The organism is Roseixanthobacter psychrophilus, assembly GCF_043195195.1.
GTDB lineage: Bacteria > Pseudomonadota > Alphaproteobacteria > Rhizobiales > Xanthobacteraceae > NCEH01.
Map to the genome: position 1 here is coordinate 1 of NZ_JBAFWT010000003.1, position 22,212 is coordinate 22,212.

The window sequence follows — 22,212 nt, forward strand, 5'->3', positions numbered from 1 at the left end:
GAAGCACTTGCGCGATCGAATGACAGTACCACGGTTACAGCGCAGATCGCCAACATCAACGCAATCGTGAGAGCAGCCTGAGCCAGCGCATCACCGGCCTTGTGGTTGCGCACCGCCCGCGCCAAAGCATCGGGATCCGCGCAGGAAACGTCTTTTTCGAGCAGAGCAAACTCACGAAACTCGGACATGATGCTTCGCCTCGGCCGGTTCGACTAATCGTAGAAGCCGGGATGCCGCGAATCGGTTCCCTTCGACTCATCAAAAGTTGCCAGCGAAGCAAGCCGCGATTGTGGCGACGCCACGTCAGGCCTTTGAATAAGCGTGGCCTTTTCGTGACTTAGATCACGCGAGCGCGACTCTCAAAGCGGGATCAGGTTGTATCGCTCGCGTCAGACCTCAGCGCGCCCCGCCTCAAGCGGGCCCCGCGCACGTCAGGCGGCCTGCTCCAGCGGCCGCCATTCGATCTCCACATGGTCCGGCTCCGCAGCTATGCGGTGCAACCATTTGCGCACATTGTCGAACGGTGTCAGGTCGAACTCGCCCTCGTGCGCCACATGCGTATGCGCGTAGAGCGCGATATCCGCGATGGTGAGCCCGTCTCCCACGAAAAACAGCCGGCCATTCAGATGGCGCTCCATCACCTTGAGCGCGCCGTAGCCCTCTTCCATCCAGCGGTCGATGTCGTGGGTCCGCAACTCGCGACCGCCGCGCACCTGCTGTAGCCAGAACCGAGCCTGGCCGATGCCGGGCTCGTGGTTATTCTGTTCAAAGAACATCCAGCGCAAGGCCTCCGCCCGCGCCAGGGGAGCGGAGGGAAGCAACGAGGTACCGTCTGCAAGATAAAACAGGATGGCGTTCGATTCCGCGAGCGTCGGCCCGCCTGGCAATTCCAGCAGCGGCACGCGTCCGTCGGCGTTCTTGGCCAGGAATTCCGGAGTCCGATGCTCGCCGGACAAGATGTCAATGTCCACCAGGCGGAACGGCCTGCCGAGCTTCGCCAGGAGCATCCGTACCTTGTAGGAGTTACCTGAGGCTTGCGTCGAATATAGCGTCAGCACGGCGGTCCCCTCTCGGCCACTGCCTACATGGAGTCTTCCCGCGCCACTCGCAAGGCGCCCGTTCCGCGATCCGAAGTCCGATCCATCAGTGCATTGCCGGCCATCCATTCACAATGCTTGCTTGTTCGGGAAAACGCCCTCGACTAAGAAAGTGCCGCATGCCGGATCGCCCAGCGGCGGGCCGGCGCTTCGTCTCACCCTTCGCGTCCGACGGACCCAGCGCTGATGCGTGTGGAGCCGGCGGCCTGCGTCCGGAGTCAAAGGCTATGAGCCTCCTTTCGCCCGCTTTGAAGCGCATCAAGCCGTCGCCGACCATCTCCATCTCCAACAAGGCGCGGGAGCTGAAAGCGGCTGGCCGCGACGTGATCGCGCTCAGCGCCGGCGAGCCCGACTTCGAGACCCCGGACAACATCAAGGAAGCCGCCATCGCCGCTATCCGCCGTGGCGAGACGCGCTATACCGCCGTCGACGGCATTCCCGAGCTGAAGGCCGCCATCGTCGCCAAGTTCAAGCGCGACAACGGCCTCACCTACAAGCCGAGCCAGGTGTCGGTCGGCACCGGCGGCAAGCAGGTGCTGTTCAATGCGCTGGTGGCCACCGTCGGCCCCGGTGACGAGGTCATCATCCCGGCACCCTATTGGGTGAGCTATCCCGATATCGTCGAGTTCTGCGGCGGCACGCCGGTGAGCGTTCCGACCAAGCTGGAAGACAATTTCAAGCTGCGCGCGGATGTGCTGGAAGCAGCGATCACGCCCAAGACCAAGTGGCTGATCTTCAATTCGCCGTCCAACCCCTCTGGCGCCGCCTATACCCATGACGAGCTGAAGGCCATCACCGACGTGCTGGTGCGGCATCCCCACGTGTGGGTCCTCACCGACGACATGTATGAGCATCTCGTCTACGACGACTTCAAGTTCGCTACCCCTGCGCAGGTGGAGCCTAGCCTTTACGACCGCACGCTGACCTTGAACGGCGTGTCGAAGGCCTATTGCATGACCGGCTGGCGCATCGGCTATGCCGCCGGCCCCGAGGCCCTGATCAAGGCGATGGGCACGCTGCAGTCGCAGTCCACGTCCAACCCCTCCTCGATCGCCCAATGGGCGGCAGTGGAAGCGCTGAACGGGCCGCAGGACTTCATTCCCAGGAACAACGCGGTGTTCAAGGAGCGGCGCGACCTCGTGGTGTCCATGCTCAACCAGGCGAAGGGCCTCACCTGCCCGAAGCCGGAAGGCGCCTTCTACGTGTTCCCCTTCTGCTCGGGCGCGATCGGCAAGAAAGCCCCCTCCGGCAAGGTGATCGCGAATGATGAGGATTTCGCCACCGAACTGTTGGAAGCGGAAAATGTCGCCGTGGTGCACGGCTCGGCATTCGGTCTTGGACCTGCGTTCCGAATCTCCTACGCCACGGCGACCTCAGATCTGGAAGAGGCCTGCACGCGCATTCAACGCTTCTGCGGCGCCCTGAGCTGAACCCTCCCTAAAGGCAAGCGTGACTTATTCGTCGCAGGGCCTGCGGAATCTACTGATTTCGCAGGCCCTCGATGGAACCTCGGCCTTTCGTAAGCGTTGGCTGAACACTTGGTCCAGGCTAAGGCTTAACGGCGCCGGTCGTTCCCCCCGCCTGCCGGCGTTTTATTGGAGGAAGCACACCATGAAGATTGCTCTGAAGGCCGGCTTCGCCGCCGCTCTGGCCGCTTCGGTTCTCGCGCTCGGCGCAGCCCCCGCGGCCGCGCAGACCCGCGTTCAGGTCGGGACCCTGGTTTGCCAGATGGCTCCGAACGTTTCGTTCATCATCGGGTCGATCCGCGACATGTCCTGCATGCTGCGCCCGGCGGCCCGCGGCGTGCCGCGTGCGTCCTACACCGGCACCGTGCGTCGCTTCGGCCTCGATATCGGCATGAGCGGCAAGGGCACGCTGGTCTGGGCCGTGCTTGCTCCGACCCGCAAGATCGCCGTCAACGACCTGCGTGGCACCTATGTGGGCGCCTCCGCTAACGCGGCCCTTGGCGTCGGCCTCGGCGCGAACGCCCTGGTGGGCGGCTCGCACAACACCATTGCGCTGCAGCCTCTCTCCGTCGAGGCCCAGACCGGTGTCAACTTGGCGCTCGGCGTGGCCGACATGACGCTGCGCTGATCGCAGCTTCGCCCTGCCCCGCCGCTTCGGCGGCGGGGCATTCGCCCGCCATGGCACGGGCATTGGGTATATTCCGGTATTGTGCCCCTTCTGTCGCCGACGTACCACTGGCGGGTCAGACCATGGGGGATTCGATGCGAATTTATTCGGTTCTTGCTGCCATTGTCGCGGGTGGCCTCATTGCCACTTCTGCGAGCGCCCAGGCACCCGCCAAGGTGCAGGTCGGCGTGCTCCAGTGCAACGTCGCCCCTGCCGTCGCCTTCGTGCTCGGCTCCTTGCGGGAGATGACCTGCCAACTCGTGACCGGTTCGCCCACGGCACCGGTTGTTCAGGGTACCTATAAGGGCACCGTTGCCCGCTTCGGTATCGACATCGGTGTCACCGGTGCAAGCAAGCTCGGCTGGGCTGTATTTGCTCCCAACACTTTGCCAGCTCCGGTCAATCTGGCTGGCAAGTATGTCGGCGTCAGCGCCGATGCGGCCTGGGGCCTCGGCGGCGGCGCGAATGTGCTGCTTGGCGGCTCCAACAGCACCATCGCGCTCCAGCCATTATCTCTCGAAGGTACCACCGGTGTTGCGATAGCGGCCGGTATTTCGGACCTCACCCTCACCCCAACGCGTTGAGGCGCGACGGAGGACGCGACATGACCTCGATCCTCCGCTCCCTTCTCCTCGCTTCCGCGGCCACGTCTGGACTTGTGGCGCCGCTCGCGGCCGCGCAGATCGAATTATCACCGGGGGCTGAACCTTCTGCCTCAGCTCAGGTTGACGGCCAATCGCCAGCCGCCCGGACGGCTCAGGCGCCGCTTGCATCCGGCCAGGCTGCGCAGGCGCCAGTTGCGCCCGCCACCCCTCAGGCTGTCTCCCCTCAAGCCGCAGCCGCAGAACCAGCGACAACCGACCTGCAAAAAGTCGAATCCGGCCTGCTGGAATGTCGTGGCGAATCCGCGATCGCTTATGGCTTCGGTTCCACACGCAAGGTGGAATGCGAGTTCCGCGCCTCTATGGGCATGAACCAATATTATACTGGCACGCTGGAACGCGCCGGACTCGACTTCGGCGTGTCAGACCAGGGAAGCATGCTCTGGATGGTGCTCGCCACGACCCCGAAGCTGGGCGCAGGGGCCCTCTCGGGTCAATATGTGGGCCTCTCCAGCGGCGCGTCCCTCGGCCCCGGTTTCTCCGCGAATGTGTTGATGGCAAAAGATGCTAAGTCCAGCATTGCCCTTCAGCCCTTGAGCATTTCCGCCGACAGTGGGCTGAGTATATCGCTCGCAGCGGCGACGCTCACCCTGCACCCGACCCTGCCGCCCGTTCGCACCAATGAGCAAGTGCTCTCCCGCTAGGAACAGGTGTCACGGTGCCGTGAAAACGGTCCGTTGATACCGTTAACACGGGCGTTTGAATTGCCCGGGCATCCGTTCGAACCGATTCTGCGCGGCAACGGAGGCTCTTCATGTTCATTCGACGCAGACGCGGCTGGGAAATTCCAGAAAGCCAGGCGACGCCAGAGAGCGTCTTCTTTTCCCGGCGCGCCATTCTTGGTGCCGGCGCTGGACTGATCGGTGCAAGCGTCCTGCCGCAACTGGCATCCGCGCAAACCGCGGCGGTGGCAGATCCCTCGGCCAGCCTTTATCCCGCCAAGCGGAACCCGATCTATACGCTCGACCGACCGCTAACGCCGGAGGCCGCCGCCAGCACGGTGAACAATTATTATGAGTTTGGCACCAATTACGACGTGGGCAAAGCTGCGGCGAAGCTGAAGGTCCGCCCCTGGACGGTGCGTATCGAGGGGCTGGTGGAACAGCCGCGCGATGTGGCGATAGACGATCTGCTCAAGGCCATGCCGCTCGAGGAGCGGCTCTATCGCCATCGCTGCGTCGAGGCTTGGTCGATGGCCGTGCCCTGGACCGGATTTCCGCTAAAGGCCCTGGTGGATTATGCCAAGCCGCTGAGCGGGGCCAAATATGTGCGCTTCGAGACGTTCCTGGACCGTGACGTGGCGCCGGGTCAATATGGCCGTTTCTATCCCTGGCCCTACGTTGAGGGCGTGACCATTGAAGAAGCCACCAACGACCTCGCCTTCATGGTGACAGGCATCTACGGAAAGCCCGCGCCGAACCAATTCGGCGCGCCGATCCGCCTCGTCACGCCGTGGAAATACGGATTCAAGTCCATCAAGGCGATCGTCAAGGTCTCGTTCGTGGACAAGCGGCCGAAGAGCTTCTGGGAAGTGGTTCAGGGCGCCGAATATGGCTTCTGGGCCAATGTGAACCCCGACGTGCCCCATCCCCGCTGGAGCCAGGCGACGGAAAAGGACATTGCCACGGGCGAACGGCGCCCCACCCTGCTCTACAACGGGTATGGGGAATATGTCGCCTCGCTCTATACCGGGCTGGCGAAGGAAAAGCTCTTCATGTGAGCAGCTTAGCCGCGTTGCGGCGCGACCGTGGCCGCTGGGTTTGCAGCCGCTGGGTTTGCAAGCGGGGTGGAAGCCGGCGTCGTGAGTTTCAGCCGCGCCATTTCTTCTGCCGTGAAGTAGAACAGCTTCTCTTTCGGCGTCTCCATGGCGCGCAACCACACCTCAAGATCCACACCCATGTCACGCAGATAGCGCTGGCACTCGGCTGAAACCCGCTGTGCCTGCGCCATGCCGTCCGGAACCGCCCCACCGGAGGGGGGTGTGGCACCATAAACTTGGTGGACGCCGATCGCGGCCTTGCGCCCCGCATTGCGCTCCACCCCGCCGGCAAAGACAAGCGGACAGGACGAGGCGCAATAGGCCCCCGCCGGCACCTCTGTCGCGAACCCCTTGGCACGGATGAGACGCCCCATGGCCAGAGCATCCTGGACCGAGCCGCCGGGGGAGCGCAACACCACCGTTTTCACATAAGAACCGCGCTTCTCCACCTCCGCCGCGAACAGGGCGGCGGTGCCGGCCGCGATGGTGCCGGTGGCGGAAAGGCGCCCGTCGCTCAGCAGGTCGAAGGTCATGGGGGCGCCCAGTGCTGCGTCGGCGGCCGGGGCCTGCGGGCCGGTTTCGCGCGACGGGCTGAGGGGCGCGCCGCCGGGTGCCTCCTCCTGCCCCGGAACGGGAGAGGACAGCGCCGCTTGGGCTTTGCGGAGCTGGCCGAAATCCTGCACCAGCATGGCTCCGCTGGCGATCAGCAAAGCCGCGAACAGCAGGTGCAGCAGGGCATCGTCCGGCCGGTGGCGCCACGCGCGCAAGGCCTGGAAGAAGGCGGTGGGGGTCATTCCACCTCAGTCCCGCTTGGAGGGACGCACGCCGTGGAGGGCCGTGACCTTCTCCTCCTCGACGGGAAGCTCCGGTTCGGCTTGTTTGTTTTCAGTCACTTGCGATCCCTCGCCCAGGGCAGGAACCAATGGGGCCCGCAGGTCCGCATGGGCGACCTCAACCGCGCGGGCCATGCGCAGGGCGGCGAGAAGATCGGCAGCGCTCATGGTATCGGCATTGGCCTGCGGCTGCCCCTCGCGGCGCATGTGCGCATGCACGATGCATAGGATGAATACAAGGACAGCGGGGAGAAGATCGATCGAAATCGCGCCTGCCCAGCTTGGAATGAAGTCGGAGGCATAGCGTAGCACCGCTTCCGCCGGCGATATCTGCTGGAACCGCGGGGGAATATAGGCGGGCATCTCAATGACATTTTGCGCGGCACCGGAAAGCGCCTTGGACTGAGCCGCGACAGCGTCTTGAACTCGGCCGACGACTTCGTTCTGTCGCCCGATGACATCGGCGGAACGGCCATCGGCCGCGGGGGCGATGAAGCTGGTGGCGAAATCGGTGGCGGCCCGCTTCACGGCGGGAGCGATGGAGGCCTGTTGGAGCGAGGTCAGGATGCCGGCCAAAGCTGTCGCCTCGCCGCCGAAGGCATCGGCGCGGGGCAGCACGCGGCCGGAGCCAGAGGCCAGCTCGCGCATCTTCGCGAGATGCTTAGAGCCTTGATCATAAAGCACTTTCACCTTATCGCCAGAGGCCGACACCTGCTTCGACAGAGCGCCGAGCTGGCTCGACATCTGGGACAGAAGCTGCACCACGGTACCGGAGCCGGTGGTACCGGTGAGGGAACCGGAGCGCTCGGCATCGGCAAGTTGGGAGAAGCGCGCAGCAGCCATGGTGATGTCGGGCGCCAGTCCCTGCGCAGCCAGAGATTTATTGTGATTTTCTTCCAGCGCGCGATCGTAATCCTCAATCGCCCGGCTCATGTGCTGCTCGATCGCGGCCGATCCGGCGAGCGCGCTCGCATTCAGCCAGGAACACATGGCGACGATCATCAGCGATCCCAAAGCCATGGCGCCGAACATCAACATGCGGCTGCCCCTGTCCTCGATATGGGGCAGAAACCGCATCATGAAAGTCCAGAAGGCATAGATGTCGACCGACACGGCAACGGAATAGATGATCGCTGCGAAAAACACCGCCGTGGCGCTTCCATCCAGCAAATCGCGCACGCCGATATAGGTATAAACACCGCTTGCAAGCGCAAGAACCATCAAACAGATGCGCGCCGTCGTCTCAAGCTGGCGCACACCATCCCGCAAGGCCGTGGCCATGGCAATCTCCAGCACGCCCCTTAGGGCGGCACAAAATTTTAGAAGAACACGAAGTCAAACGACGAATAACCAGAAATTCCGTCGGGAATTTGTTGTGAATACGCCGAATTCTGCAGCGTGACGTTCACGCTTCCTCTACGTTCGCCCGCCGTTCGGGCGCCGCCAGTCCGGCGACAACTCCCTCCGCGTCGAAGGGTTGGGTCACCTCCACAAAGGTATCTGGGTAAAAGCCATTGAACCGGGTGCGCAGGGAGAGGGAATAGGCGCCGATGTGGCCGATCTCGATCCAGTCGCCGGTGTCGATGCTCTCCGGCAGATAGAACGGGCGCGAGAGCACGTCGACGCTGTCGCAGGTGGCGCCATAGATGCGGAACGGCACGATCTTGTCGGAGGCGCCGGGCCGGCGGCGGCGGGCGGGGTCGGGAATGTGGCGCGCGGGCAGCAGAAGCTTGCCGGTCCAGCTATCCGACAGCGAGCCCCAGATGCCGTCGTTGATGTAGAGTCGCTGTCCCTTCTTCAACAGCACCCGCACGATCACCGAGAAGGCGCGGGCGACGATCACCCGCCCGGGCTCGGCCACCAGAGGGGTATCGCCGAAGCCGTGCTGCCGCACCGCCGCCATCACGCTGCCCATCAGCTCCGGCAAGGGCGGCATGGGGGGAGAGGGGCGGCGCGGGTCCTCGGCATATTGGGCGGGGAAGCCGCCGCCGATGTCGAGGGCGGTCACCGGCACCTTGGCGATGTCGCGCACCTCGGCGGCGGTCGCGATGGCGCGCTCATAGGTGGTGGGGTCCACGACCTGGCTGCCGACATGGAACGCGATGCCGCAGCGAAAGCCGATGTGGTGGATGCGCTGAAGCAGTTCGGCCGCATGCATGGGTGCCGCGCCGAATTTCTTCGAAAGCTCGTAGGCCGCCTCCCCCTTGCTGGCGATGCGCACGAACAAGGTGAGCTGCGTCGGGTCGAGGTCGAGCGCGCGGACCACGCGCAGGATCTTCGCCACCTCGTCCTCGTGATCGAGCGCCAGCACCGTGATGCCATGGCGCTCGAGCGCGAGGCGGATGTCCGATTGGGCCTTCACCGGATGCATGTAGAGCAGTTCGCTCGCCGTCACGGCGGCGCGGGCGGCGGCGAATTCCGCCGGGCTCGCCACGTCGAACGCCGAGATGCCGAGGCCGGCGAGGGCGTCGAGCACCAGGGGCTCGCCATTGGTCTTCACCGCATAGGCGGTTTTTCCGGGAAACAGGGAGAGGAAGGCGCGCGCATCGGCCAGCAGCACCTGCGGGCGGAAACAATAGACCGGCTGGTCTGGCCGAAGGCGCAGGGCGGCTTCGCTCCCGGTCGCGAAGCGGGGCAGCTCCTGCGGGCCGGGGGCGGCCACGCCGGGTGGCGGCACGACCATTTGGGGCGAGACCATTTGGGGCAAGACCATCTGGGGGACGAACCGGGGGGACGACATGGCGGCATCCATCTTCTTGACGCAGGGTAAAGACCTGCGTGCAGGCCCCTTCCCTTAACGCCGCACCGGGCACGGGGTTCAGGGCGGGTTCGGCTCACAACATGATGACGACGATTCGCAGCACGCAGATGGCACGGTTTCGCTTTTTGTCGCCGGGTGTGTCTCCGCTGCGCTTGACCGGGACAATTGCCGGTTCCATCGTCCCGCCAAATGTCGGATTGAAGTGACGGGAGAGTGGGAATGGGTCGCACGATGCGCAGCGGGCGGGCGTTTGCCGGGATCGCGGCCCTGTTGGCCGGCCTCGCCTTTGGAGTGCCTGCCAAGGCTGCCAGCATTCTCGACAATTTCTGGCTGCCCAACGACAACTACAGCGGCAACCTGCCGGCCTGCACCGAGCCGCTGGCGCTCGGCACCATTTCCATGCGCTTTGCCGAGACCGAGCGCATGTATTGGAACGCGCCGCTGAACATCCTGTCCTATTCCAACGTGCGTGAAACCGCCTTCCGCCCCTGGGGCGAGGCATTCCAGCCGCGCCGCTATTGCACCGCCAAGGTGGTGCTGTCGGATAACAAGATCCGCCAGATCGACTATTCCATCATCGAGGATTCGAGCTTCCAGGGTTACACCTGGGGCGTGGAATGGTGCATCATCGGGCTGGATCGCAACCTTGCCTATGCACCCGGTTGCCAGATGGCGCGTCCGTGATTCGACGCCTCTGCGCCGCCGCCCTGTTCCTGCTTGCAGCGGCGGTCGCGGGGCACGCGGAGGCGCAGGGGTCTGCGTCCAACCCGGGCACGACACCGCCCAGGAGCTTTGACTTCTATATTCTCGCCCTCTCCTGGTCGCCGACCTTTTGTGCCGAGCGGTCGCGCAGCGAGGCGGCGCAATGCCGCTCCGGGCAGCCGTTTGGCTTCATCGTTCACGGGCTGTGGCCGCAGAACGCGCGCGGCTATCCCCAGTCCTGCCAGACCCCGGCACCCTATATCCCGACCGAAACGCTCAACGGCATCCAGGACCTGATGCCGAGCCGCGGTCTCGTGATCCATGAATGGCGCCGGCACGGCACCTGTTCGGGCCTTTCGCCACACGCCTATTTCGCCACCCTGCGTGCCGCGCGGGAAAAGGTGGTGGTGCCGCCCGCCTTCACTGCGCCGGCTGAGCCGCAGACGGTGACGCCGGCAGCGGTGGAAACCGCCTTCATTGCTGCCAATCCCGGCCTCACCGCCGATATGATCGCGGTCGATTGCAGCGCCAACCGCTTGCGCGAGGTGCGGCTTTGCTTCAGCAAGGATCTTTCGTTTCAGTCCTGTCCAGAGGCGGACCGGCGCGGATGCCGGGCCGGGCGCAGCTTGCAGGTGCCTCCGGTTCAGGTGCCTCCCGTTCGATAGGGCGCTGGGAAAGCCGACGCCGCCGATGAATTATCGCCATGCCTTCCATGCCGGGAACGCCGCAGACGTGATGAAGCACGCCGCGCTGGCGCGTGTGCTCGCCTATCTCAACAAAAAGGACGCTCCCTATCGCGTGCTCGATACCCATGCGGGGGCCGGGCTCTACGATCTCGGCGGGGTTTCGGCCCAGCGCACGGGCGAGGCGGAAGCGGGCATCGAGCGGGTGCTGGAAGCCAACCTTCCCGCCCCGGCCGCCGAGCTTCTCGCGCCCTATCTCGACGCAGTGCGCACACTGCGCAGTCATGCTGGTGCCCGCCGCTACCCCGGCTCGCCCGCGCTGGCGCTGGCCCTCGGCCGCCCGCAGGATCGCTTCCTGTTCTCCGAACTGCATTTTGAAGAGCGGGCGAAGCTGGAGAAGAACATAGGCGGCGATCCGCGCGCAAAAGTGCTGTCGCAGGATGGCTGGAACGCCCTCGCCGCCCATCTGCCGCCGCGCGAGCGGCGCGGCGTGGTTCTGGTGGACCCGCCGTTTGAGGAAGGCGGCGAGTTCAAGCGGCTCGCCGACGCGCTCACCACCTTCCACGAGCGCTTCGCCACCGGCATCCTGATGCTCTGGTATCCCATCAAGGACCTGCGCGCGGTGGACGCCTTCCGCCGCGAGGTGGCCCATGTGGGCCTTCCCAAGACCCTGCGGGTGGAACTGGACTTTGCCGAGGTGCGCGCCACGGATGCGCTCTCCGGGAGTGGCCTGATCATCGTCAATCCGCCGTTCACGCTCGCCGACGAGATGCGGACCATACTGACAGCGCTTTCACCGCTGCTGGCCCATGATGGCAAGGGCCGCTCGCGGGTCTCCTGGATCGTCCCGGAACGCTGACGCGCGTCGCAGGATCGCCGCCCGCCATATCGCGAATGAAAGCGCAGCGCGGTGGAAGTTCTTCCACCTGCACCGCCGCGCGCAGAAAATTCGCGAGAAACCGCTTCTCCCATATCCCAAAGGGGATTAGCTCTGCTGTGGGATCCTCACGCCAGAAGAGCCAGCCGCATGCGCCTGCGTTACTCGCCCGCCTCTCCGTTCGCCCGCAAGGCGCGCGTCGCCGCCGCCCATCTCGGCCTTGCGCTGGAGTTGGAGACCGCCGACACGATGAGTTCGGAAGACTCGATCCGCCAGCAAAACCCGCTCGGCAAAATCCCCGTGCTGCTGCGGGACAGCGGCCCGGCTCTGTTCGATTCCCCGGTGATTCTCGCCTATCTCGACCATGTCGCCGGCGGCGGCCGCATTCTGCCTGCCGATCCCGAGACTCGCTTCGCCGCTTTGCGCCTGGAGGCCCTCGCCGACGGCATCATGGATGCCGCCATCCTCCAGATCTACGAGGCCCGTTATCGCAGCGAGGACAAGCGCGTCGAAAGCTGGGTGGCAATGCAAGCCGGCAAGGTGGCCCGCGCGCTCGCCGAATTGGAAGCCAGCCCGCCGCCCGAGGGTGACCCCAACGTGGGCGACATCACGCTCGGGTGCGCCCTGGGCTATCTCGACTTCCGCTTCGGCGGCCAATGGCGCGCGGATCATCCGGGCCTGGTGGCATGGTATGAGCGGTTCGCCGCGCGCTGCCCGGCCTTCTCGGCCAGCGCACCCGACTGAACCCGACCGCCTCCTGACCGATCGCATTGTCTGTGGTCCGATTGCCTCCCGGCAAACGGTCCTCGCGTGCCCACAGAAATGCAAACACGCCCCAGCACATAAAAATCCCGGCCGGGACGAACCCGGCCGGGAAAAGGCCCTTCACGCGCCAGGGCGGTGACGTGTTGGATCAGGGCGTGACGACCTGAATCACCTTGCGGGTGCCGCGATCCACGATCACACGGCGATCGTTGACGACGGTGTAGGCATATTCGTCATGGTTGGGCACGGAATAGACCTGCACGCTGGGGGGCAGCGGCTCGCCGACCACGACCTCATGCTGGTAGCGTACCGAGGGACGGTTCTCCTGAATCACGTAGGAGCGCACCTCCTGCGGGGGTTCAGCCGCCGCGCCCATGGTGGCGCCCACAGCGCCGCCCACGACCGCGCCCACGGGTCCGCCCACCACAGCACCCACCGCTGCCCCGCCAACGGCGCCGGTCGCAGTGGAAGCCTGCGCGAATACAGCGCTGGGAGACGCAATGGCCAGGGCCAGGGCCGCAATATAGATCGGTGACTTCATGATCATATCCTCACGATGGTTGGTCGAAGTTTCAAACGAACTCCACCCGACTTCGTTCCCGTGAGGATAAAAACGTGAAGACCTGAAATATTTTTCAGCAACACCAGATACGAAACAGCCCCTCATGTGACCTGTTGTTTATAGCTACGCTTCCTAATTGGATCACATCTCCGCTTTACAAGCGCCTTACCCTGGGACAACCGCAGGCTCTGCCGTAAATTTGGAACACCAGAGGCGTTTCGCCCCGGTTTACGCGGCCTTGAGCAGATCGCGTCGCTGCAGCTCGGCCTGGGTGAGGTCCAGCACACGCCATGCGGTCGCCACAATCTGGTCCGCTTCCGCATAGCTCAGCGTAAACGGGGGCGCGAGGATGAGACTGTCGCGCACCGCGCGCATCACCAGCCCCTCGGAAAAGGAAAAATCGCGCGCGATCTGGCCGACCGTCCCCTCCTCCGCCGCGAACTTGGCGCGGCTCGGCCTGTGCGGGGTGAGTTCCATGGCGCCGATCAGACCCACCATGCGCGCCTCGCCGACCAGGGGATGCTCGCCAAGCTTCAGCCAGCGCGCCTGGAGATAGGGGCCGATATCATCCTTCACCCGCGCGACCAGCTTTTCCTCATGCATGATCTTGAGGTTGGCGAGCGCAGCCGCGCAGCCGCCGGGATGTCCGGAATAGGTGAAGCCGTGGTTGAAATCGCCGCCGTGCGCGATGAAGCCCTCGGCCACCCGATCCCCCACGATCACGCCGCCAAGGGGGAAATAGCCGGAGGTGACCCCCTTCGCGAAAGTGATGAGATCCGGCTGGACGCCCATATATTGGCAGCCGAACCATTCTCCGGTGCGCCCGAAACCGCAGATCACCTCATCGCACACCAGCAGCACGTCGCGCTCGCGGCAGATCTTCTGAACTTCCGGCCAATAGCTGGCGGGCGGGATGATGACGCCGCCGGCGCCCTGGATCGGCTCGCCGATGAAGGCGGCGACATTCTCCGGCCCCGCCTCGTCGATGGCGCGGGCCACCTCGCGCGCCGCAGCGAGGCCGAACTCCTCGCGCTCCATGTCGCCGCCCTCGGCCCACCAATAGGGCTGCTGCACATGGATGATGCCGGGAATGGGCAGCCCGCCCTGGGCATGCATGGGCTTCATGCCGCCCAGGCTCGCCCCGCCCACGGTGGAGCCGTGATAGGCATTCTTGCGGGCGATGAAGATGTGCTTCTCTGGTTTGCCCAGCGCGGCCCAATAATGGCGCACCATGCGGATGACGGTATCCACCGCCTCGGACCCGCCGGAGGTGAAGAACACCCGCTTCATGCCCTCGGGAGCCACCTGGGCGATGGCGGCGGCGAGTTCCGCGACAGCGGGGTGCGTGGTCTTGAAGAAGGTATTATAATAGTCGAGCTTACGGAGCTGGTCGGCGATGGCATCGACGATTTCATGCCGGCCATGGCCGACCTGGGAGCACCACAGGCCCGACATGCCGTCGAGGATCTTGTTGCCCTCGGAATCGAAGATGAAGCTCCCCTCCGCATGGGTGATCACCCGCACGCCTTCCGCATTCAGCGCCTTCGTATCCGAGAAGGGGTGCAGATGGTGCTCGGCGTCCAGATGGCGCCAGTGGGCGGTGGAATTGGAGGGGGGAACGGACGTCACGATTGCGATGCTCCTTCAGAGCCGAACGACCGATTTTCCTTAGGGCCGCCCTCCGGTTTTAACAAGCACGCCGTTGCTGTCGCGGGGGTGCACGCGACCTGCGGCAGCCGCCTGCCGACGGTCTCCGCGACCGAATGTCCAATCGGAAAATCGCTGCTTTCGCCCGCATCAAACCTGCTAGGACATGGCCCATTGCCGGCAACGGGTACGCGTACGGGAGATGCCCGAATGGATTTGGATTTTTGGCGGACGAAGTGGGAAAACAACCAGATCGCCTTTCACGAGGGCAAGCCCAACGCCCTTCTCGTGAAGCACATCTCTCACCTCAACCTCCACAAGGGGGCCCGCGTCTTCGTGCCCCTGTGCGGCAAGACTCGCGATATCTTCTGGCTGCTGTCCCAGGGATTTGAGGTGGTCGGCGCGGAGCTAAGCCAGCTTGCCGTGGCGCAATTATTTACCGATCTCGACATCTCGCCCGAGATATCTGAGGCCGGTGCGCTCACGCGCTGCAGCGCCCCCGGCATCGACATCTTCATCGGCGACATCTTCGAATTGACGCGCGACACCCTCGGACCGGTAGATGCCGTCTACGACCGCGCCGCGCTCGTGGCCCTGCCCAAGCCCCTGCGCGAGCGTTACGCGGCCCATCTGGTCGATATCACCGCCGCCGCGCCGCAGCTCCTGATCTGCTTCGACTATGATCAATCCCTGATCGACGGCCCGCCGTTCGCGGTCAGCCCCGACACGACCCGCGCGCTCTATGGGGAGACCTATCGCATCTCCCTGCTGGAAAGCGTCCCGGTGCCAGGTGGCCTGAAAGGCACCTGCGAGGCGACGGAACGGGTGTTCCTGCTCGATCGGCCTTGACCGCCCGATCCGAGAGCGGAAACGCCTAAAGCCGCGTCCACACGGTCTTGAGATCGGAATATTTCTCCAGCGCATGGAGCGATTTGTCCCGGCCGAAGCCGGATTGCTTCACCCCGCCGAACGGCACCGTGATGTCGTCGGCGTCGAAGCAGTTCACATAGACCACGCCGGCCTTGAAGCGGCGCGCCACCTTGTAGGCGGCGGCAAGATCCCCGCTCCAGATCGCCGCGCCGAGGCCGTAGAGCGTGCCGTTGGCGATCTTTACCGCCTCATCCAGGCCGTCGAAGCCGATCACCGACAACACCGGGCCGAAGATCTCCCTCTGATCCAGCGAGGAGCCGGGCGCCACATTGTCGAAGATGGTGGGGGCGACGAAGGCGCCGCCGGTCTCTTCCCGCACCGCCGTGCCGCCCACCACGAGCCGCGCGCCTTCCGCGAGGCCGCGATCGATGGCGGCCAGTATCCGGCCCTGGTGCTCGCGGCTCACCACCGCGCCGGCCTTCGCCTGCGGGTCCAGCGGATCGCCCGGCATCCATTGAGCCGCGGCGGCGGCGATGCGCGCGACGAGTTCGTCCTTGATGCGATTGTCCACCAGCAGGCGCGAACCGGCCGTGCACATTTCGCCCTGGTTGAAGAAGATGCCGGCGGCCGCCGCCTCGGCGACGGCATCGAGGTCGGGCGCGTCGTGGGCCACCACGAAGCCGGTCTTGCCCCCCAGCTCCAGCGCCACCCGCTTGAGATTGCTGTCGGCGGAATAGCGCATGAAATAGCGCCCCACCTCGGTGGAGCCGGTAAACGCGATGGCGTCCACGTCCATATGCCGCCCGAGGGCCGCGCCCGCCTCCTCGCCGAGGCCGGGCACCACGTTGAACACGCCGTCCGGGATGCCGGCTTCCTGCGCCAGTTCGGCGAGACGCAGCGCGGTGAGCGGGGATTCTTCCGCCGGCTTCAGCACCACCGAATTGCCCATGGCGAGTGCCGGGGCGAATTTCCAGGCCGCCATGACCATGGGAAAGTTCCACGGCGTCACGCAGCCCACCACGCCGAGCGGCTCGCGCAGGATCAGCGCGAGATTCTCGTCATTGGTGGGCGCGATCTCCCCATAAACCTTGTCCGCCGCCTCGCCGTAATAGGCGATGGTATCGGCGGTGGCCCGCACGTCGATGGATTTCGCGTCCGAGATCGGCTTGCCCATGTTGAGGGTTTCGAGCAGGGCGAGGTCATCGCGATGGGCCCGCACCAGCTCGGCGAAGCGCATGAGAATGCGCTTGCGCTCGGAGGGCTTCAGCCCGGCCCAGCGGCGATCCTCGAAAGCGGTGCGCGCGGCGTGGACGGCAAGATCCACGTCTGCATCCTCGCACGAAGCGATCCGCGCCAGTTCCTGGCCAGTGGCGGGGTTGATCGCGGCGAAGCGCTTGCCGCTCGCCGCCGGCACGAAGCGGCCGTCGATGAAGGCGTCGGTGCGGAAGGAAGGGGCGGCAGGGGCGGCGGCAAGGGTGCTGGCGCTCATGGGCTTACTCCTTCAAGCGTGGCCGGGTGCGTGGGCGGCACCCTCGCCTTTGTCGCCTTGCGCCGTCAAGGCGGGAAGCGCCCCATCGTAAGGTGGATGTGGCGGGAGCCTGCGGGAAGGCGGATCTGCAACGCCTGCCCCCTCCCCCGCACGCGGGAGAGGGGGCGTGCCGGCATCGCGGGAAATCCCTCCCCTCCCGCACCAACGGATTCCCTCTCCCGCGTGCGGGGGAGGGTTAGGGAGGGGGAAGCAAGAAGGGGCAATCAAGAAAAGGAAAAGCGACGCGGGAACGCAACCGCCCCTTCAGGTCTCGCGCTCGGGCGCGCTGCCTTCTCCGTCCTCGTCCTCATCCTCCACCACCGGAATGGCATAGGCGCCCTTGAGCCAGCGGTTCAGGTCCACGTCGGCACAGCGTTTCGAGCAAAACGGGCGATAGCGCTCCACCGAGGGCTTGGCGCAGATCGGGCACGGCTTGGAAGCGAAAGGACCGGCCGGCGTGGCGGCGCGTTTGGGCTGGTTGTCGTTCACGCCGCCCGCTCCGCCCAGCCGGCCCGCACGGGATACCCCTCCCCCGCCAGCAGAGCGATGGTCTCCGCAAGCGGCAGGCCGACCACCGAGGTGTAGGAGCCCATGAGCTTCACCACGAATGAGCCGGCAATGCCCTGGATGGCGTAACCGCCGGCCTTCCCGCGCCATTCCCCGCAGGCGAGATAGGCGCTGATATCGTCATGCGAGAGCCGGCGGAAGCGCAGGCGCGATTCCACGAGGCGGGTGCGCGAGCGCCCGCGCGCCGAGACCACGCACAGGCCGGTGAACACGCGGTGCGCGCGCCCCGAGAGCAGGCGCAGGCATTCCTCCGCTTCGTCCTGCAATTCGGGCTTGGGCAGGATGCGCCGGCCCACCGCGACCACCGTGTCGGCGGAAACGACGATGGCCGACATGCCGGCCTCCTTGGCGCGGGCGGCGACGAGTTCGCCCTTCTTCTGCGCAAGCCGCAGGGCAAGGTGGCGCGGCAGCTCGCCCTTGTCGGGCGTCTCGTCCACGTCGGCCGGCATGAGCAGGTCCGGCTCAATGCCGGCCTGGTTGAGCAGCGCGAGCCTGCGGGGCGAGCCGGAGGCCAATACGAGCTTCACCCTGTCGTTCACGTCTGCGTCACCTCGAACCGGTCGGAAGAACGCCGTCGCGCATGCAGCGCACGGCGCGCGGACGCTAGCGCAAAGGGTTGCGCGTGTGAACGCCCGTTTGCGCGCATCAGGCCGGCACCCCTTCGCCGGGGGCGGACGGCGCTTCCCTCATCCCGATGCCGCCGACCGTTCATAAAGCGCTGCTAGAAGGCGCGCCGGGGGGATTTGGAACGAGGACACGCGCGATGCGCATGAGTTTCGCAGCCACCGGTCTCCTGCTCGCCCTTTCCGCACTGCCGGCCGCCGCCCAGAGCGGCGTTGCCTATGGTCCGGAGCTGGAGGGCTTCGATTATCCCTATCCCGTCGGGCGGTTCGACTTCACCTCCCAGCGCCAGCCGCTGCACATGGCCTATATGGATGTGAAGCCGCAGCAGGCGAACGGGCGCACCATTGTGCTGCTGCATGGCAAGAATTTCTGCGGCGCCACCTGGGAAGGCGTCATCGCGCCGCTCACCAAGGCCGGCTATCGCGTGGTGGTTCCCGACCAGATCGGCTTCTGCAAATCCTCCAAGCCGCAGGATTATCAATTCTCCCTGCACCAGCTCGCCGCCAATACCCATGCCCTGCTGGCGCAGCTCGATGTCGAAAAGCCCATCATCATGGGCCATTCCATGGGCGGCATGCTGGCCATGCGCTACGCCCTCACCTTTCCCGACGACGTCTCCGGCCTGGTGCTGGTCGATCCCATCGGTCTTGAGGACTGGCGCGAGAAGGGCGTGCCCTCGCTGACCGTCGACCAATGGCTCGTGGGCGAACAGCGCAACAATTTCGAGGGCATGAAAAAATACCAGCAGAGCACCTATTACGCCGGCACTTGGAAGCCCGAATACGACAAATGGGTGGACATGCTCGCCGGCATGTATCTCGGCACGGGCAAGGACAAGGTCGCCTACGACCAGGCGCTCACATCGGACATGATCCTCAGCCAGCCGGTGGTGCACGAACTGCACAACATCAAGGCGCCGACCTTGCTGATGATCGGCATGAAGGACAATACCGCCATCGGCAAGGCTGCGGCGCCCGCCGCGGTCCAGAAGATTCTCGGCAATTATCCCGAGCTGGGGAAGGCTGCGGCAAAGGCCATTCCGAACGCCACGCTGGTGGAATTCGCCGAGCTTGGCCATGCGCCGCAGATCCAGGACCCGGCTGGATTCAACGCGGCATTGCTGAAGGGGCTGGACCTGATGAAGTGAAGCCGGCGCGCCGGCTTCAACGATTTTCCCCTCTCCCGCACGCGGGAGAGGGCACCGCGAGTGAAGCGGTCATCCCTAGCGGAAGCGGGCGCGCACGCGCATTTCCAATTCATCGCGCACGGCCCGATAGGCTTCCAGCCGCTGCTCGCGATTTCCCCCCTCCAGGGTTGGATCGGAGGTCGGCCAATATTCCACGTCGAGCGCATTGGTGCGGGTGATTTCCAGCGCCCGGTGATGGGCATCCGGCGACAGGGAGATCGCGAGGTCGAACCCCAGCCCCTCGTACTCCTCCAGGTCCTCCACGCTTTTCGGCCGGTGCCGATGCACGTCGAGCCCCACCTCCTCCATCACGGCCGTGACGAAGGGATCCGCCTCGCCGGCGATAACGCCGGCGGAGCCCACATAGAGCGACTTGCCGAACAGATGCTTCGCCCAGGCGGAGGCCATGACGGAGCGCACCACATTCTGTCCGCAGATAAAGAGAACCGATTGCGGCCGCGCTGAGCGCGAAGACGCCGCGGGAGGCTCGTCCAAGTCATCCTCTCCAATGGAGCGCGCAGATCAGGGTGAACAGACGGCGGGCGGTGTCGAAATCCACGTCGATCTTGTCCTTGAGCCGCTCCAGCAGAAGCTCGGACCCTTCGTTGTGGAGCCCGCGCCGGCCCATGTCGATCGCCTCGATCTGGGTCGGGGAGGCGGTGCGGATGGCCTGGAAATAGCTCTCGCACACCAAGAAATAATCCTTCACCACCTTCCGGAAAGGGGTGAGGGAGAGATGGTGCTGCACCACGGCCTCGCCGGTCTCGCGCTTGATATCGAGCACCAGGCGGTTGTCCACGAGGCCGATATGGAGCGTATAGGGCCCCTCCCCCGGATCGCTCGCGAGCGCGAAGCGGTTGTCCTCCAGCAGATCGTAGATCGCGGTGGCGCGTTCATGCTCCACGTCCGGCCCGCCCCGGCCGATGGAGGCCTCGTCCAGGGTGACGGTGCAAAGGCGGTCGGTGCGGGAGCTTTGCGTCATGGCATCAGGCGTCCGGGCTGCCGGCATTGGAACGGATGAGGATCGAGCGCCCGTGGGCCTGCAGGCGCTCCACCTCGGCGAGACGCACGGCCGCCCCGCCGATCACGCGCAGGGCTTCGGGCGAGCATTTCAGCAATGAGGTCCGCTTCATGAAGTCCAGCACGCCGAGCCCGGAGGAAAACCGGGCCGAGCGCGCCGTGGGCAGCACATGGTTGGTGCCGCCGACATAATCGCCGATGGCCTCGGGCGTATGGGCGCCGATGAAGATCGCGCCCGCGTGCCGCACCAGACCGGCGAGCCGCTCGGCATCGGCGCTGTGAATCTCAAGATGCTCCGGCGCCACCCGGTCCACCAGGGATATGGCGGCGTCCAAATCATCCACCAGGATGATGGCGCCATGGTCGCGCCAGGAGGCGCGGGCGATCTCGGCGCGCGGAAGGGTGGTGAGCATGCCGTCCACCGCCTGCTCCACCCGTGCCGCCAGGGCTGCGTTGTCGGTGATCAGGATCGACTGGGCGGCCGTGTCATGCTCGGCCTGGGCGAGCAGGTCGGCGGCGATCCAGTCGGCATTTGCTTCGCCATCCGCCAGGATCAGCACCTCGGATGGCCCGGCCACCATGTCGATGCCCACCTTGCCGAACACCTGCCGCTTGGCGGCGGCCACATAGGCATTGCCGGGGCCGACGATCTTGTCCACCGGGGCGATGGTCGCCGTGCCATAGGCGAGCGCGGCCACCGCCTGTGCCCCGCCCACGCGATACACCTCGTCCACGCCGGCCAGGCGGGCGGCGGCAAGCACCAGGGGCGCGATCTGCCCGTCGGGCGCCGGCACCACCATGACCACGCGCGGCACGCCCGCGACCTTGGCGGGCACGGCATTCATCAGCACGGAAGAGGGATAGGCGGCAGTGCCACCCGGCACATAGAGGCCGACCGCGTCCACGCTGGTCCAGCGCTGGCCCAGCTCCACCCCGGCCGAGTCGGTATAGCGCTCGTCCTGCGGCTTCTGCCTGAGGTGATGGGATTCAATGCGCGCCTTGGCAAACTCAAGTGCCTCGCGCGTCTCGGCTGGGATCGAGGCGAGCGCGGCATCGATCTCCGCGTCGGTGACGCGAATGCCCCGCGCGGCGAGGTCCACGCGGTCGAGCCGGGCGGAGATTTCGATCAGGGCATCATCGCCCCGGGCGCGGATGTCGGCGATGATCTGCGCCACCACCGACGCCACATCGGCATCTGTTTCCCGCTTGCTGGCGAGGAAAGCGGCGAAGGCTGCGGGAAAATCGCTCTGCTGGGTATGAAGACGGATCGGCATTCCGTCTCCCTAGAGCATGTACCGGAAAAGTTGAATGCCTTTTCCGCTCCGCCCGCGCTTCCCTCGGCTGCGGAGGACAACACTGCGGCCCCGCGGCGGGCCTATCCGACCTTCAGTTCCGGCAGCGGATCGTGCTTGGGCGCGCAGGTGCAGCCCCAGGCGGGCCCGAGATCGCTGAGGCGCGCCTCGATGCATTCCACCGCGAGGCGGATTTCCGCGCCGCCGGAAAAGGTCAGCAGCACATGGCCGGACGGCGCATCGGTGGGTTCGAACGTGACCGCGAGGAGATTGAGCACGGTGTCCGGCTTGCGGGGATCGAAGCCGCGCGCCTGCACCGCGCTGACCCGTTCGAAATGCAGGCCGGAACGCCGGCGCACCAGTTCGTCGGCGGTTTCCTTCTGATCCCAGTCGAACCGGTTGAGCAGCAGCGCGAACCTGCGGGAGCGCGGCAGGAAACCGATGTCCTCCACCTTGATCACCGCATCCTGAAGATGAGCCGAGATGATGGCGAGGTCTTCGCCATCCATGGCGAGAAGCTTGAGACTGTCCATCGGCGTGCGGCCTTCTTATCGCTTCTTGTGATGCTTGGCAGATGGCGACGCGAGGGCCATCCATCAAGGGATGGCCGCATTTTTGCTTTTCAGCCACCCCCCAAGCGCGCC

The 22,212-nt window shown here is 65.4% G+C and carries 25 protein-coding genes; 11 read left to right on the top strand and 14 right to left on the bottom strand.

Features of this window, described 5'->3' with window-relative positions:
• The coding region (locus tag V5F77_RS04025; RefSeq protein WP_429004042.1) for a hypothetical protein at positions 1–188 on the bottom strand (188 nt) is incomplete at its 3' end.
• A 243-nt stretch (positions 189–431) separates the two neighbouring features.
• Positions 432–1,058, bottom strand: coding sequence for a glutathione S-transferase family protein (locus V5F77_RS04030; RefSeq protein WP_429004043.1), 627 nt, complete (start codon positions 1,056–1,058; stop codon positions 432–434).
• A 266-nt stretch (positions 1,059–1,324) separates the two neighbouring features.
• On the opposite strand from V5F77_RS04030, the gene V5F77_RS04035 reads away from it, so the two are divergent.
• From V5F77_RS04035 to msrP, 5 genes are all read left to right on the top strand, one after another.
• A complete protein-coding gene (locus V5F77_RS04035; protein WP_429004044.1) occupies positions 1,325–2,527 on the top strand; it encodes a pyridoxal phosphate-dependent aminotransferase in 1,203 nt (400 codons plus the stop codon).
• 181 nt (positions 2,528–2,708) lie between these two features.
• Positions 2,709–3,191 (top strand): DUF992 domain-containing protein, encoded by a 483-nt coding sequence (locus V5F77_RS04040; protein ID WP_429004045.1) that lies wholly within the window; start codon positions 2,709–2,711, stop codon positions 3,189–3,191.
• A gap of 134 nt (positions 3,192–3,325) precedes the next feature.
• On the top strand, positions 3,326–3,814 hold the full coding sequence (locus tag V5F77_RS04045) for a DUF992 domain-containing protein (RefSeq protein WP_429004046.1): 489 nt from the start codon (positions 3,326–3,328) through the stop codon (positions 3,812–3,814).
• 20 nt (positions 3,815–3,834) lie between these two features.
• A complete protein-coding gene (locus V5F77_RS04050; protein ID WP_429004047.1) occupies positions 3,835–4,536 on the top strand; it encodes a DUF992 domain-containing protein in 702 nt (233 codons plus the stop codon).
• 110 nt (positions 4,537–4,646) lie between these two features.
• Positions 4,647–5,612, top strand: a complete 966-nt coding sequence (msrP, locus tag V5F77_RS04055; RefSeq protein WP_429004048.1) for a protein-methionine-sulfoxide reductase catalytic subunit MsrP — start codon at positions 4,647–4,649, stop codon at positions 5,610–5,612.
• 5 nt (positions 5,613–5,617) lie between these two features.
• Here the strand turns inward: msrP and V5F77_RS04060 are convergent, their stop codons facing one another.
• The 3 genes from V5F77_RS04060 to V5F77_RS04070 form a co-directional block, all read right to left on the bottom strand.
• Positions 5,618–6,445 (bottom strand): COG3904 family protein, encoded by an 828-nt coding sequence (locus V5F77_RS04060; RefSeq protein ID WP_429004049.1) that lies wholly within the window; start codon positions 6,443–6,445, stop codon positions 5,618–5,620.
• Positions 6,446–6,451: 6 nt separating this feature from the next.
• Positions 6,452–7,765: a hypothetical protein gene (locus V5F77_RS04065; protein ID WP_429004050.1), complete on the bottom strand. Its 1,314-nt coding sequence runs from the start codon at positions 7,763–7,765 to the stop codon at positions 6,452–6,454.
• Positions 7,766–7,889: 124 nt separating this feature from the next.
• A complete protein-coding gene (locus V5F77_RS04070; RefSeq protein WP_429004340.1) occupies positions 7,890–9,122 on the bottom strand; it encodes an ornithine decarboxylase in 1,233 nt (410 codons plus the stop codon).
• Positions 9,123–9,464: 342 nt separating this feature from the next.
• On the opposite strand from V5F77_RS04070, the gene V5F77_RS04075 reads away from it, so the two are divergent.
• From V5F77_RS04075 to V5F77_RS04090, 4 genes are all read left to right on the top strand, one after another.
• A complete protein-coding gene (locus V5F77_RS04075) occupies positions 9,465–9,929 on the top strand; it encodes a hypothetical protein (protein ID WP_429004051.1) in 465 nt (154 codons plus the stop codon).
• Positions 9,926–10,612 (top strand): ribonuclease T2 family protein, encoded by a 687-nt coding sequence (locus tag V5F77_RS04080; RefSeq protein WP_429004052.1) that lies wholly within the window; start codon positions 9,926–9,928, stop codon positions 10,610–10,612. The genes V5F77_RS04075 and V5F77_RS04080 overlap by 4 nt, the downstream gene beginning before the upstream one ends.
• 25 nt (positions 10,613–10,637) lie before the next feature.
• Complete coding sequence (locus tag V5F77_RS04085; protein ID WP_429004053.1) at positions 10,638–11,489, top strand: 23S rRNA (adenine(2030)-N(6))-methyltransferase RlmJ; 852 nt, start codon at positions 10,638–10,640, stop codon at positions 11,487–11,489.
• 168 nt (positions 11,490–11,657) lie between these two features.
• On the top strand, positions 11,658–12,251 hold the full coding sequence (locus V5F77_RS04090; protein WP_429004054.1) for a glutathione S-transferase family protein: 594 nt from the start codon (positions 11,658–11,660) through the stop codon (positions 12,249–12,251).
• 169 nt (positions 12,252–12,420) lie between these two features.
• Here V5F77_RS04090 and V5F77_RS04095 read toward each other — a convergent pair whose 3' ends face one another.
• Together V5F77_RS04095 and V5F77_RS04100 are read right to left on the bottom strand one after the other, a co-directional pair.
• Entirely contained in the window at positions 12,421–12,813 is a 393-nt protein-coding gene (locus tag V5F77_RS04095) for a DUF1236 domain-containing protein (RefSeq protein ID WP_429004055.1), read from the bottom strand.
• Positions 12,814–13,062: 249 nt separating this feature from the next.
• Positions 13,063–14,463, bottom strand: a complete 1,401-nt coding sequence (locus V5F77_RS04100; RefSeq protein WP_429004056.1) for an aspartate aminotransferase family protein — start codon at positions 14,461–14,463, stop codon at positions 13,063–13,065.
• 228 nt (positions 14,464–14,691) lie between these two features.
• On the opposite strand from V5F77_RS04100, the gene tmpT reads away from it, so the two are divergent.
• Positions 14,692–15,330, top strand: coding sequence for a thiopurine S-methyltransferase (gene tmpT / locus V5F77_RS04105; RefSeq protein WP_429004057.1), 639 nt, complete (start codon positions 14,692–14,694; stop codon positions 15,328–15,330).
• Between the two features lie 25 nt (positions 15,331–15,355).
• Here tmpT and V5F77_RS04110 read toward each other — a convergent pair whose 3' ends face one another.
• The 3 genes from V5F77_RS04110 to V5F77_RS04120 all read right to left on the bottom strand — a co-directional run bounded on the left by V5F77_RS04110 (position 15,356) and on the right by V5F77_RS04120 (position 17,985).
• On the bottom strand, positions 15,356–16,840 hold the full coding sequence (locus V5F77_RS04110; protein WP_429004058.1) for an aldehyde dehydrogenase: 1,485 nt from the start codon (positions 16,838–16,840) through the stop codon (positions 15,356–15,358).
• Positions 16,841–17,143: 303 nt separating this feature from the next.
• The gene (gene yacG / locus V5F77_RS04115) at positions 17,144–17,368 is read right to left on the bottom strand and encodes a DNA gyrase inhibitor YacG (RefSeq protein ID WP_429004059.1); all 225 of its coding nucleotides are present in this window, start codon (positions 17,366–17,368) and stop codon (positions 17,144–17,146) included.
• Positions 17,365–17,985 (bottom strand): Maf-like protein, encoded by a 621-nt coding sequence (locus V5F77_RS04120; protein ID WP_429004060.1) that lies wholly within the window; start codon positions 17,983–17,985, stop codon positions 17,365–17,367. Before V5F77_RS04120 ends, yacG begins: the two co-directional genes overlap by 4 nt.
• A 230-nt stretch (positions 17,986–18,215) precedes the next feature.
• Between V5F77_RS04120 and V5F77_RS04125 the strand changes: the two genes are divergently transcribed.
• On the top strand, positions 18,216–19,217 hold the full coding sequence (locus V5F77_RS04125) for an alpha/beta fold hydrolase (RefSeq protein WP_429004061.1): 1,002 nt from the start codon (positions 18,216–18,218) through the stop codon (positions 19,215–19,217).
• 75 nt (positions 19,218–19,292) lie between these two features.
• On the opposite strand, the gene V5F77_RS04130 is transcribed toward V5F77_RS04125, so the two are convergent.
• The 4 genes from V5F77_RS04130 to V5F77_RS04145 form a co-directional block, all read right to left on the bottom strand.
• Positions 19,293–19,751: an arsenate-mycothiol transferase ArsC gene (locus V5F77_RS04130; RefSeq protein WP_429004062.1), complete on the bottom strand. Its 459-nt coding sequence runs from the start codon at positions 19,749–19,751 to the stop codon at positions 19,293–19,295.
• Position 19,752: 1 nt separating this feature from the next.
• The gene (locus tag V5F77_RS04135) at positions 19,753–20,238 is read right to left on the bottom strand and encodes a UPF0262 family protein (RefSeq protein ID WP_429004063.1); all 486 of its coding nucleotides are present in this window, start codon (positions 20,236–20,238) and stop codon (positions 19,753–19,755) included.
• 4 nt (positions 20,239–20,242) lie between these two features.
• Positions 20,243–21,550, bottom strand: a complete 1,308-nt coding sequence (gene hisD / locus V5F77_RS04140) for a histidinol dehydrogenase (RefSeq protein WP_429004064.1) — start codon at positions 21,548–21,550, stop codon at positions 20,243–20,245.
• A 101-nt stretch (positions 21,551–21,651) separates the two neighbouring features.
• The gene (locus V5F77_RS04145; RefSeq protein WP_429004065.1) at positions 21,652–22,101 is read right to left on the bottom strand and encodes a DUF2948 family protein; all 450 of its coding nucleotides are present in this window, start codon (positions 22,099–22,101) and stop codon (positions 21,652–21,654) included.
• Positions 22,102–22,212: the final 111 nt, after the last annotated feature.

Excerpts from the sequence above, each read along its gene's own strand:
- V5F77_RS04050 (WP_429004047.1), top strand. The coding sequence starts at position 3,835 with ATGACCTCGATCCTCCGCTCCCTTCTCCTCGCTTCCGCGGCCACGTCT.
- V5F77_RS04040 (WP_429004045.1), top strand. The coding sequence starts at position 2,709 with ATGAAGATTGCTCTGAAGGCCGGCTTCGCCGCCGCTCTGGCCGCTTCG.
- V5F77_RS04125 (WP_429004061.1), top strand. The coding sequence starts at position 18,216 with ATGAGTTTCGCAGCCACCGGTCTCCTGCTCGCCCTTTCCGCACTGCCG.
- V5F77_RS04095 (WP_429004055.1), bottom strand. The coding sequence starts at position 12,813 with ATGAAGTCACCGATCTATATTGCGGCCCTGGCCCTGGCCATTGCGTCT.
- V5F77_RS04045 (WP_429004046.1), top strand. The coding sequence starts at position 3,326 with ATGCGAATTTATTCGGTTCTTGCTGCCATTGTCGCGGGTGGCCTCATT.
- V5F77_RS04145 (WP_429004065.1), bottom strand. The coding sequence starts at position 22,101 with ATGGACAGTCTCAAGCTTCTCGCCATGGATGGCGAAGACCTCGCCATC.
- V5F77_RS04035 (WP_429004044.1), top strand. The coding sequence starts at position 1,325 with ATGAGCCTCCTTTCGCCCGCTTTGAAGCGCATCAAGCCGTCGCCGACC.
- V5F77_RS04090 (WP_429004054.1), top strand. The coding sequence starts at position 11,658 with ATGCGCCTGCGTTACTCGCCCGCCTCTCCGTTCGCCCGCAAGGCGCGC.
- V5F77_RS04110 (WP_429004058.1), bottom strand. The coding sequence starts at position 16,840 with ATGAGCGCCAGCACCCTTGCCGCCGCCCCTGCCGCCCCTTCCTTCCGC.
- tmpT (WP_429004057.1), top strand. The coding sequence starts at position 14,692 with ATGGATTTGGATTTTTGGCGGACGAAGTGGGAAAACAACCAGATCGCC.
- msrP (WP_429004048.1), top strand. The coding sequence starts at position 4,647 with ATGTTCATTCGACGCAGACGCGGCTGGGAAATTCCAGAAAGCCAGGCG.
- hisD (WP_429004064.1), bottom strand. The coding sequence starts at position 21,550 with ATGCCGATCCGTCTTCATACCCAGCAGAGCGATTTTCCCGCAGCCTTC.
- V5F77_RS04075 (WP_429004051.1), top strand. The coding sequence starts at position 9,465 with ATGGGTCGCACGATGCGCAGCGGGCGGGCGTTTGCCGGGATCGCGGCC.
- V5F77_RS04065 (WP_429004050.1), bottom strand. The coding sequence starts at position 7,765 with ATGGCCACGGCCTTGCGGGATGGTGTGCGCCAGCTTGAGACGACGGCG.
- V5F77_RS04135 (WP_429004063.1), bottom strand. The coding sequence starts at position 20,238 with ATGACGCAAAGCTCCCGCACCGACCGCCTTTGCACCGTCACCCTGGAC.
- V5F77_RS04060 (WP_429004049.1), bottom strand. The coding sequence starts at position 6,445 with ATGACCCCCACCGCCTTCTTCCAGGCCTTGCGCGCGTGGCGCCACCGG.
- V5F77_RS04085 (WP_429004053.1), top strand. The coding sequence starts at position 10,638 with ATGAATTATCGCCATGCCTTCCATGCCGGGAACGCCGCAGACGTGATG.